The organism is Arthrobacter sp. 2YAF22_2, from assembly GCF_052114645.1.
In the GTDB taxonomy this organism is placed as follows: domain Bacteria; phylum Actinomycetota; class Actinomycetes; order Actinomycetales; family Micrococcaceae; genus Arthrobacter.
Window position 1 is genome coordinate 1 of the sequence record NZ_JBFRFD010000049.1, and the last position, 10,800, is coordinate 10,800.

Genomic DNA, 10,800 nt, shown 5'->3' on the forward strand with positions numbered 1-10,800 from the left:
CAGTGGCACGGCTGGGAGGACGATGACCTGGCGGCCGAAATCGAAGCCATCTACTTCAGCCCCAACGTGGTCGAGAGCGCGGACCACACCTCCGTCATCGTCAACGACGGCGACATCTTCACGCTCAAGCCGGTCCCCACCGGCACCGAAGTCAGCGTGACGCGCGCGGCGGTGGACCACAACTCGGAGTGGGCAGCCTGGGACGAGGACATCACCCAGGGCTGGCTCACGTTCCTGCACCAGCTCCGGTTCGCCCTGGAGCGGCACCCCAACGGCACGCGCCGGACGCTGTTTTTCTCCGTACCCGGGACCGGAGGCTCGGCGATCGCCAAGTTGGGCGTCGCCGACGTCCCGGCCGCCGGCGAGGAGTATGCCCTCACCCTGGCCACCGGCGAGGAGATTTCCGGCAAGGTCTGGTTTCGGAGCAACCACCAGGTCGGTCTGACCGTCCACAGCTACGCCGAGCACGGCGACGGCCTCCTGATCGTGGCGGACCAGCCCGCCATCCCCGAGCTCCGGCCCCACGGCGGCTCGCTGGCGATCGTTTCCACCTACGGGCTCGGCGCCCACCGACTCGAGTCCGTCCGCGGCTACTGGGATACCTGGCGCGCTGAGAACTACCCCACATCCGACCCGCTGCACTAAGGGTTCCGCGGTGTTAGCTGGCACACTTGAACGGTGCCAGCGAATCCTGAATCTTCCCCGTCCTCCCCGCTGCCCGCCCGGCAATCCGAGTTTTCCTTCCGAGTCGGCAAACGCCTGAGCGAGACATGCGCGCCGTCGGGCCAGCAGGCGGGCGGCAATGGCGGGGAGTTCCTGGGCCGGACCGGCACCATCACCACCCCGCATGGCGAGATCCAGACCCCGGCGTTCATCGCCGTCGGGACCAAAGCCACGGTCAAGGCCGTACTGCCCGAAGCCGTCGCCGAGCTGGGCGCGCAGGCCGTGCTCGCCAACGCCTACCACCTGTACCTGCAGCCGGGCGCGGACATCCTGGACGAGGCCGGCGGCCTGGGCGCGTTCATGAATTGGCGCGGACCGACGTTCACCGACTCCGGCGGCTTCCAGGTGATGAGCCTTGGCTCCGGGTTCAAGAAGGTCATCGACATGAAGTCGGTGGACAATTCGGGACCCGACGACGCCGTCGCCCCCGGCAAGGAACGCCTGGCCCATGTGGACGAGGAAGGCGTGTGGTTCAAGAGCCATCTCAACGGCGACCGGCACCGCTTCAGCCCCGAGATCTCGATGAACGTCCAGCACCAGATCGGCGCCGACATCATGTTCGCCTTCGACGAGCTGACCACGCTGCAGAACTCGCGCGGCTACCAGGAGGAGTCCCTGGAGCGCACCCGCCGCTGGGCCGAGCGCTGCCTCACCGAGCACTTCCGGCTCACCGACGAGCGCGCCGGAAAGCCCTACCAGGCGCTCTTCGGCGTGATCCAAGGCGCCCAGTACGAGGACCTGCGCCGCAAGGCCTGCCGTGATCTTGGCGCCATGAACTTCGACGGGTTCGGCATCGGCGGGGCGCTGGAAAAGGAGAACCTGGGCACGATCGTGCGCTGGTGCAACGAGGAACTCCCGGAGAACAAGCCSCGGCACCTGCTCGGCATCTCCGAACCGGACGACATCTTCACCGCCATTGAGAACGGMGCSGACACCTTCGACTGYGTCTCCCCCACCCGGGTGGCCCGCAACTCGGCCTTCTACCACCCCAACGGGCGGTTCAACCTTTCCGGCGCCAAGTACAAGCGCGACTTCGGCCCGCTGCAGGAAGGCTGCGACTGCTACGCCTGCCTGAATTACCCGCGGGCCTACATCCACCATTTGTTCAAGGCCAAGGAGATGCTTTCCGCCACCCTGATCTCGATCCACAACGAGCGCTTCGTGGTGAAGATGGTCGACGACGCGCGCCTCGCCATCGAGGCGGGCACCTTCTTCGACTTCAAGGCCGAAACCGTGGGGCGCTACTACTCCTAGGCACGTCGGCTAGGCTGGCCCGATGTTCATCAAGATCCCTGCCGCAGACGGCACTGCCGAGGCCCTGGTGGCCCGCCCTTCCACCGGTGCCGGCCCGTTCCCGGGCGTCATCCTCTACATGGACGCCTTCGGCCTGCGCCCCCGCATCCAGGACATGGCGCAGCGCATCGCCGACTGGGGCTACGTGGTGCTGGCCCCGAACGTCTTCTACCGCGAGGGAACGGCCGCGGAACTGGCACCGGAAACTGACATGAGCACTCCGGAAGGCCGCGGGGGCGCCGGCGCGGCCGCGTTCCCGCGGGTCGGACGCCTCACCACGGACAAAGCCCTGCCGGACATCGACGCGTGGGTGGATGCCCTCGCCGAGCTCGACGGCGTCGCGCCCGGCCCGCTCGGCGTCACCGGCTACTGCATGGGCGCCCGGCTGGCCGTGCGGACCGCAACCGCCCACCCGGATGTGGTGGCAGCCTGCGGCGGTTTCCACGGCGGCGGACTCGCCACCGACGCCCCCGACAGCCCCCACCTCGGACTCGGCAACGCCCGGGCCCGGTTCGTGTTCGGCCACGCCGACCATGACCAAAGCATGGCGCCCGACGCCGTCGTGCGCCTGGGCAATGCCCTGGACGCTGCCGGCTTGGAGGCGACGAACGAGGTCTACGCCGGAGCATCCCACGGCTATTCGATGGCGGACACCTCGGTCTTTGACGAGGAGGCCACGGAACGGCACTTCCGCGAGCTCCGGGAACTTCTCGACGGGACACTCAAGGCCTGACGGGACGCAGGCGGGGCGCCGGGCGGTCCGCGCGCCGTTTCGACGGTTCCGTGTGGGCTCGACGTCAGGCAGCGTCGACCCGGCGCGGAATCGTCGAAGTGGTTGTCCACATGCCCGGAAAAGTGACTGGGCCGGCGGCGAGAGTCCGATTGAGACTGGTCCCATGCTCCTTGAACTGCCGCCCACCGCAAACCTCTGGCGCACGGACCAGCTCCTGGCGTCCGGGCTCAATTCCCGCGCCGTCGCACGGCTGGTACAAATGGCAGCGCTCGTCCGTCTGCGCCGTGGCTGCTACGCCCGCGGGGAGTGGTGGCGCGGCTTGAACGCCACCGCGCAGCGTCGGCAGCTGATTTCCGCGCATGCTCTCGGAACGCTCACGACGTCGGCGGGAGGGTTCGTTTACAGTCATATCTCGGGTGCCAGCCTCCATGCCCTCCAGCTGTGGAACGTGGATGACCGCGTGCACCTCACCCAAGAAGGCTCTCCCTCCGGGATCTCACACGGGCGCGACGTCGTGGCCCACACCCGTCTCGTGGGTGGCCACGAGCTCTGCTTCGTGGACGGCCTCCCCTGCACGTCGCTGGAACGCACGGTAGTCGACTGCTGCCTGATGTTCACCGTGCAACAGGCCGTGATCTTGGTCGATCACGCCGCCCGCATGGGAGCGGACCTTCGCCTGCTCCGCACCCGGTGTTCCGGTATGGTCGGCCGCAACGGAGTGGTCGCGCTGCGCCGGGCCCTCGAACTGGCTGATCCTCGTTCGGAGTCGGCCGGGGAGAGCCTCACGAGGGAACTGCTGCACCGGCTCAGGATCACGCCGCCGGAGCTGCAGTACCTCGTCCGGAGTCCTCTCGGGGAACACCGGCTCGACTTTGCCTGGCCAGAACGCAAGGTTGCCCTCGAGTTCGACGGCAAGACCAAGTACTTCGATTACCGGCCCACCGGCGAGGTCCTGTTCGCGGAGCGGCAACGCGAGAGGGCGCTAATGGAGATGGGCTGGAGGTTCCTTCGGATCGAGTGGAAGGACCTGTTCAACGAGGTGGAGTTCAAGTACAGGGTCCTGCAGGCATTGAACCGGGGCGCCGCGGCCGATAGTTCTCCGGTTCGACGGGCCCGTGCCGGCTAGACGATTCCCAACATCGAGCTGGCAGGGAACCGTCGAAACGGCGGATGCGGAGGGCGCGAACGGGTGCCGGAAGGCTCGCCGTGAACGCTTGCGGCTCAGATCCCGTAGCTCGGTTCGCGCTTCTTGATCCACCGGATCACGAGCGAAGTCAGCGGCACGAACAGGTACTCCACGAGGGTCTTGTAGACGAAGCCCACCACCACGTAGTTCACAAACATGCCGAAGTCCGTGATGCCGATAACGGACGCGGCAATGGTGCAGAAGATCAGGGTGTCCACGAACTCGCCGACGCCGGAGGACCCCATCAGCCGGGCCCACAAGGACTTCTCCCCGGACCGGGCCTTCATCTTCACCAGGATCCACGAGTTGATGGTCTGGCCGGCGAGGAAGGCCAGCAGGGAGGCGAGCACGATCTGCGGCACCGGACCAAGGGCCAGCTCCAGTGCCGACTGCTTGGCCACGCCGTAGTCGTCGTTGAAGCCAGGCAGCGCGATGACGATCCAGTAGGAGAGCGACGCGAACACGGACAGGGCGAAGGAGGTCATGATGGCCTTGCGCGCCACTTTGAAGCCGTAGACCTCACTGATGACATCGCCCAGAATGTAAGCGAGCGGGAAGAGAAAGAACCCGCCGTCGGTGATGATCGGGCCGATCGCGACGCCCTTAGACGCCCCGATGTTGGACAGGATCAGCACCACGGCCATGACGGCCAGCATGATGCCGAAGTACGGGGAACCGATCGAGGCGAACTTTGGCGCGGCGGGGGCCGGCAAGGTCTTGGCGGAAGTCATGGGTGTTCCATTCGTAGTGGTTCGCTCGGCGGCCCGGAACAAGGGGATGCGGGGGCGGCCGGCTGTATTAGCACTGGAGGGCCCCTGCGACGCGCGCGTGGAACCGCCTCCATTCTCGCACCCGCGAGGCAGGTCCCGCGCGCCGTATACCTGCCAGGCACCCGGAGGACCCCACCATGCGGAACGCCCACACTTTTTGAACATGTTCAAATTTGTGTCACACTAGTTGAACATGTTCAGACAACCAGCGGGGAGCACCCATGGCCGGCAAGAGCGAACAGACCCGGCAACTGGTGGCCGACGTCGCACTGCGTATGTTCCGCGACCTCGGCTTCGAAAAGACCACCATGCGCGCTATCGCAGCCGAAGCCGGCGTCTCCGTCGGGAACGCCTACTACTACTTCGCCTCGAAGGATGACCTGGTACACGAGCTCTACCTGCAGGTCCAGGCCGAGCACGCCCACAAGGCCGCGGAGGCCGTCGTCGGCGTCAAGGATCTCAGCGGCAGGCTAAAGGCTACGATGCATGCCGGGCTGGACGTGATGGCGCCGTACCACCGCTTTGGTGCCGAGTTCATCGCGACCGCCATCCGTCCGGCGTCGCCCGTCAACCCATTCAACGACGCCTCGACGGCTGCCCGGGAAGCCTCGCTGGCGATCTTCCGCACCGCGGCCGACGGCGCCAGTCCCGCCGCCGCCCGGAAGCTCCGCGCCGAACTTCCCGAGCTCCTGTGGCTGGCATACATGGGCGTGACCCTTTTCTGGGTGTACGACACTTCATCTGGACAACGCCGCACCCGGAAGCTCGTAGACGGCCTCGCCCCGCTGATTGCCCGCGGACTGTCACTCACGCGGATTCCCAGGGCCAGCCGGATTCTGGACGACGCCTTGGACTTAAGCCGCAGCGTTCGCGGCTAGCACCGGCCAACAGCACACAAATATCGGGGGAATCATGCGAAAGAACATTGTGGTCCTGTCCGGCGCCTCCGGATTCATCGGCGGCTACTTCCAGCACCGCTTCGGGCAGGACGGCTGGGAGGTTCGGACCATCGGCCGCTCTCCGTCCGACACGGTGCGCTGGGGAGACGACGGCGGCCTCGTCCACGCACTCGAGGGCGCCGACCTGCTGGTGAACCTGGCAGGTCGTTCGGTCAACTGCCGCTACAACGCGCGGAACCGGGCCGAGATCCTGGACTCCCGTGTGTCCACGACGGCGGAACTTTGCCGCGCCATCTCGCGCTCCCGCACTCCCCCGGCGACCTGGCTGAACGCCAGCACGGCAACCCTCTACCGGAATGCCGAGGACCGGCCCCAAACGGAGGACGACGGCGAGCCAGGCACCGGGTTCTCCGTCGACGTCGCCCGCGCCTGGGAGGATGCGCTGAACCTGGCGCCGACCCCGCGCACCCGGAAGATTCCGCTGCGCATCGCGATTGTGCTCGGACCGGGAGGCGGAGTGATGCGCCCCTTCGCGAACCTGGCGCGGCTGGGCCTGGGCGGCCCGATGAGCACGGGGACGCAGAAGTTCAGCTGGATCCATGTTGAGGACCTCTACCGTGCGGTGGGCTTCCTGCACCAACGCCCTGACGTCACCGGCCCGGTCAATGTCGCGGCGCCGGAGGTCGTGGAGAACCGGGAATTGATGCGGCTGGTCCGCCTGTCATACGGGGTGCCATGGGGCATGCCAACACCCGGTTGGCTACTGAAGCTCGGAAGCGTCCTGATCCGCACTGAAGCCGAGTTGGTCCTTAAGAGCCGCTGGGTTGAACCCCGCAAGCTGCTCGATGCAGGATTCGTTTTTCMGGAGCCCGGGCTGGAATCCGCGTTGGACCGGCTCGGCGGACCGCGGCGGTGAGCCGGCCGGTGCGGGTCCAGCTGGGCTCCGGTGCGGTCTGGACCGGCATCCTGGTGACACATGTGAGCTTCTGTGTCCTCTTCAGCATCGACACGCTATTCCTACCCCCGAGCGCCGTAGGCTTCAGCTTCCTCCTCGTCGCGGCCCTGCTGGTGGGCGCGATCCCGGCGGTTGTCATCGGCTGGGCGCTGGGGATGCCCCTCGGGGCGCTGCTGCAGCCCGTCCGGAACCAGTGGCTGCACGTTGCCGCATTCGGAGGCCTGGGCGCTGCGATCGGGCTTCCATTTGGCGGCTTCGCGGATCCGCCGATGTTGCTGACCGCCGCCGGCATGGCTGTATCCGCAGCCATGGGCCGGCTCAGCGTCTGGAGGCTCACCCGCGTTAACGACCTCGGCGGGCCGCCGGCTCCCGGCGCCGAAGCCCCCTAGCCAGCAACCCGCCGTCGTCCGCGGTGCGCCACTTCGACGGTTCCCCGCCGGTTCGACGCTTCGCGGCGTCTTGCCTGCAGGGAACCGTCGAAACGGCGTCCGGATAGCCGCAGGAACCCTAGCGGCGCGAGGCGTCGATGAGGTCCTTGCCGTCGTCCTCGCGGCCGGGGACGACCGGAGCGGCGCCGACGTCGGCGGGCTCCCAGGCGTGGCCCTGCTCGTGGTCAAGATGGGTGGACTTCTTGTTCTTCAGCGCGAAGATGTACACCAGCAGTGAGATGCCGATCGCCACCGTGACGTAAGTGAAGAACAGGTCCACCTGGTTGGACTTCTGCAGGGCCGCGCCGATCAACGGGACGGTGCCGCCGAACAGCGAGTTTGCGATCGCATAGCCCAGGCCGACGCCGAGAGCGCGGATGGAGGCGGGGAACAGCTCGGCCTTCACCAGGGCGTTGATGGAGGTGTAGCCGCCAACGATCAGCAGCCCGCCCATCATCAGGAGGAACGCCGTGAAAGGATCCTTCGTGCCGGCCAGGGTGGAAAGCAGCGGCCAGGTGAAGAGCACGCCGGTGATACCGAACCAGAGCAGCAGCGGCTTGCGCCCGACCTTGTCCGAGATGATGCCGTAGACCGGCTGGAGCAGCATGAAGATGAACAGCGCCCAGAAGTTGATCACGGAGGTATCGGTCTTGGCGATCCCGGAGGTATCGTTCATGAACTTCAGGAGGAAGTTGGTGTACGTGTAGAACGCGACCGTGCCGCCGAGCGTGATGCCGATGCAGATCATCAGCGGCTTCCAGTAGCTGGTGAACAGCAGCTTCATGGTACCCGGCCGGGCCTCGCCCGCAATCGCGGGGGCCTTCGCGGCCTCGATCTGCTCGGCCGAAACAGTTTCCTCCATCGAACGGCGGAGCCACAGGACCACGAGTGCGGCGACGCCGCCGATCGCGAACGGGATCCGCCAGCCCCACTCGGTCAGGTCACTCTTGGGCATAGCGTTCTGCAGGATCACCAGCACGAGGAGGGCCAGCATCTGGCCGCCGATCAGCGTGACGTACTGGAAGCTGGAGAAGAAGCCGCGGCGCTTGGTGGTGGCGGCCTCGGACATGTAGGTGGCGCTGGTGCCGTATTCGCCGCCCACCGAGAAGCCCTGGATCACGCGGATGAGAACCAACAGAATCATGGCCCACAGGCCGATTACGTCCTGGGTGGGGAGCACCGCAATGGCGAAGGAACCGGCGGACATCATCGTCACGCTCAACGTCAGCGCTGCCTTGCGGCCCTTCCGGTCGGCGTAGCGGCCGAAGAACCAAGCGCCGATCGGGCGCATCAGGAACGACGTCGAGAAGACGGCCATCGCCTCGAGGCCGGCCTGCAGGTCGTCGGTGGAGTTGAAGAAGTGCGACTGGAAATATGCCGCGAAGACTGTGTAGACGTAGAGGTCATACCACTCGACGAGGTTGCCGGCCGAGCCTTTGAGGATGTTGCCGACGGCTTTTCTGGTCTGGGCCGCTTCGGACAGTTGGGTGCTCATCAATGAACCTTCCTGGATCCGGCGCCGCAAGAAAGCAACGCCGTCCGCCACCTTATTCCCAGTGATCCGGAACACCCGGGTTGTGGTCATATTGGTCATGAGCACAATGTGGCCAGTTTTCCCGGGGTGGCAGGATGGGTCCATGACTTCTAACGCCGTGGACCACCTGACCTCCGACGCCGCAGCCTCCCCCGCCGTCGCCCTGACCATCGCCGGTTCCGAGGCCACCGGCGGCGCCGGCGCGCAGGCGGACCTGAAGACCTTCCAGGAACTCGGCGTCTTCGGCATCGCGAACCTGACCTGCATTGTCTCCTTCGATCCGAAGGACAACTGGAACCACCGCTTCGTCCCGGTGGACCAGCAGGTCATCGCCGACCAACTGGAGGCGACGACGGCGGCGTACGGCGCCGGGTCCGGCGCACGGTCGGTGCTGGACACCGTGAAGATCGGCATGCTGGGCAGCCCTGCGACAATTTCCACGGTCGCGTCGGCGCTGGCCGACTCCGGCTTCAAGAACGTGGTGCTGGACCCGGTGCTGATCTGCAAGGGCCAGGAGCCGGGCCACGCCCTGGACACCGATCAGGCGCTCAAGGCGCAAATCCTGCCGCTGGCCACCTTCGTCACGCCGAACCACTTCGAGGCCGAGTTGCTCTCCGGACTCGAGATCACCGACATAGAGTCCCTCAAGGCCGCGGCCGTCCGCATCCACGAACTCAGCGGCGCCGCGGTGCTGGCCAAGGGCGGGGTGCGCCTTGCCGGGCCCGACGCCGTCGACGTTTACTACGACGGCGAGACGCTGGAAGTGCTCTCCGCCCCGAAGATCGGCGAGGTAGCGGTCTCCGGCGCCGGCTGCTCGCTGGCCGCCGCCGTGACGGCCGAGCTGGCCAAGGGCGCGACGCCGCTGGAGGCCGCCCGCACGGCGAAGGACTTTGTCACCGCGGGGATCCGGAACCGGGTGGCCTCGGGCGCCCCGTTCGACGCGCTCTGGCAGGGCGGCCCGCGCTAGCTCCGGCCGTTTCGACGGTTCCCTGCCCCGTCGACGCTTCCCGCCGTCGACCCCGCACGGAACCATCGAAACGGCGGGGCCGGACCTGGCGGCGGGGCCGGGGCCGGACCTGGCGCCGGGGCCGGACTCCCGCCGTCAGCGGCGCGGGATATTGCGCAGGTTGCTGCGGGCCATGCTGACGGCCTCGCCGGCGCCCCGGTTCAGCACCACCTTGGACATGGCCGTGGCGAAGCCCAGGACCTGTGCGCCCTTGATCTTCGGTGGGAGCGAGAGGGCCTTGGGATCCGTGATCAGCTCCACCAGGGAGGGTCCGGGGTGCGCGAACGCCTCCCGGTAGGCGGCCTCGATCTTGGACGGGTCCGTGACGCGGACTGCGTGGAATCCCAGGGCCCGGGCCACGTCCGCGTAGTTGGCGTCCGGGACGTCCACCCCGAAGTCGGGGAGCCCGTCCACCAGCATCTCCAGCTTCACCATGCCGAGGGTGGAGTTGTTGAACACCACAACGTTTACCGGAAGCCGGTGCGCCGCGACCGTGATCAGCTCCCCCAGCAGCATGGACAGGCCGCCGTCGCCGGATACCGAAATCACCTGCCGTCCCGGGTAGGCCACTTGCGCGCCGATGGCATGCGGGAGTGCGTTGGCCATGGAGCCGTGCAGGTACGACCCGATCAGCCGCCGCGTGCCCAACGGGTTGATGTACCGCGCCGTCCAGACATTGCACATGCCCGTGTCCGCCGTGAAGACCGCGTCCTCCGCCGCCACCTGGTCCAGCAGCGAGGCAGCGTATTCGGGGTGGATGGGTCCGGTCTTTTCGACCCTGCGGGTGTACGCGCCGACAGCTTTGTTCATCAGCCGGTCGTGCTTTTTGAGCATCGCGTCGAGGAACCTGCGGCTCTTCTTCGGCTTCAGCAACGGCATCAGGGCAGCGAGGGTGGGCAGCACGTCGCCATGCACGGCGACGTCGACGTCGGTCCGCCGGCCCAGGTTTTGCGCGGCCCGGTCCACCTGCGCCGTCCGGGTCCCGGGGAGGAACTGGTCGTAGGGGAAGTCCGTGCCGAGCAGGATCAGCAGGTCCGCGTCTTCGATCCCTTCGGCCGCGGCACCGTAGCCGAGCAGGCCGGTCATGCCGATGTCATAGGGGTTGTCGTACTGCATGAAGTCCTTGCCGCGCAGCGAGTGCCCGATCGGCGCGGAAATCAGCTCCGCCAGGGCGATCACCTCGTCATGCGCGCCGTCGACGCCGGCGCCCGCGAAGATGGCCACCTTCCCGGCGTCGTTGATGGCGTCCGCCAGTTCCTGCACGCTGGCACGG

The 10,800-nt window shown here is 67.0% G+C and carries 11 protein-coding genes; 8 read left to right on the plus strand and 3 right to left on the minus strand.

The genetic code is table 11. The annotated features are described in order from the left end of the window. The 4 genes from AB4Y86_RS03685 to AB4Y86_RS03700 all read left to right on the plus strand — a co-directional run. Positions 1-645, plus strand: a 645-nt coding sequence (locus tag AB4Y86_RS03685) for an SRPBCC domain-containing protein (protein WP_441400181.1), incomplete at its 5' end; no start/stop codon positions are given. 33 nt (positions 646-678) lie between these two features. Then, positions 679-1,977, plus strand: coding sequence for a tRNA guanosine(34) transglycosylase Tgt (gene tgt / locus AB4Y86_RS03690; protein ID WP_441400183.1), 1,299 nt, complete (start codon positions 679-681; stop codon positions 1,975-1,977). 22 nt (positions 1,978-1,999) lie between these two features. After that, entirely contained in the window at positions 2,000-2,749 is a 750-nt protein-coding gene (locus AB4Y86_RS03695) for a dienelactone hydrolase family protein (protein ID WP_441400185.1), read from the plus strand. Between the two features lie 163 nt (positions 2,750-2,912). Continuing rightward, positions 2,913-3,875, plus strand: coding sequence for a type IV toxin-antitoxin system AbiEi family antitoxin domain-containing protein (locus AB4Y86_RS03700; protein WP_441400186.1), 963 nt, complete (start codon positions 2,913-2,915; stop codon positions 3,873-3,875). A 95-nt stretch (positions 3,876-3,970) separates the two neighbouring features. Here the strand turns inward: AB4Y86_RS03700 and AB4Y86_RS03705 are convergent, their stop codons facing one another. Further along, positions 3,971-4,666: a queuosine precursor transporter gene (locus AB4Y86_RS03705; RefSeq protein WP_441400188.1), complete on the minus strand. Its 696-nt coding sequence runs from the start codon at positions 4,664-4,666 to the stop codon at positions 3,971-3,973. A 260-nt stretch (positions 4,667-4,926) separates the two neighbouring features. Here AB4Y86_RS03705 and AB4Y86_RS03710 point away from each other — a divergent pair, with 260 nt between their 5' ends. The 3 genes from AB4Y86_RS03710 to AB4Y86_RS03720 are packed head-to-tail and all read left to right on the plus strand — an operon-like array spanning position 4,927 to position 6,948. Beyond that, complete coding sequence (locus tag AB4Y86_RS03710) at positions 4,927-5,583, plus strand: TetR family transcriptional regulator (protein ID WP_441400190.1); 657 nt, start codon at positions 4,927-4,929, stop codon at positions 5,581-5,583. Between the two features lie 34 nt (positions 5,584-5,617). Further along, positions 5,618-6,520, plus strand: a complete 903-nt coding sequence (locus AB4Y86_RS03715) for a TIGR01777 family oxidoreductase (protein WP_441400192.1) — start codon at positions 5,618-5,620, stop codon at positions 6,518-6,520. Next, positions 6,517-6,948, plus strand: a complete 432-nt coding sequence (locus AB4Y86_RS03720; RefSeq protein ID WP_441400194.1) for a hypothetical protein — start codon at positions 6,517-6,519, stop codon at positions 6,946-6,948. Before AB4Y86_RS03715 ends, AB4Y86_RS03720 begins: the two co-directional genes overlap by 4 nt. A 118-nt stretch (positions 6,949-7,066) precedes the next feature. Here the strand turns inward: AB4Y86_RS03720 and AB4Y86_RS03725 are convergent, their stop codons facing one another. Beyond that, a complete protein-coding gene (locus AB4Y86_RS03725) occupies positions 7,067-8,482 on the minus strand; it encodes an MFS transporter (RefSeq protein ID WP_441400196.1) in 1,416 nt (471 codons plus the stop codon). A 142-nt stretch (positions 8,483-8,624) separates the two neighbouring features. Here AB4Y86_RS03725 and AB4Y86_RS03730 point away from each other — a divergent pair, with 142 nt between their 5' ends. Then, complete coding sequence (locus tag AB4Y86_RS03730; RefSeq protein ID WP_441400198.1) at positions 8,625-9,488, plus strand: hydroxymethylpyrimidine/phosphomethylpyrimidine kinase; 864 nt, start codon at positions 8,625-8,627, stop codon at positions 9,486-9,488. Between the two features lie 135 nt (positions 9,489-9,623). Here AB4Y86_RS03730 and AB4Y86_RS03735 read toward each other — a convergent pair. Then, on the minus strand, positions 9,624-10,800 hold a 1,177-nt coding region (locus tag AB4Y86_RS03735), incomplete at its 5' end, for a thiamine pyrophosphate-dependent enzyme (RefSeq protein ID WP_441400199.1).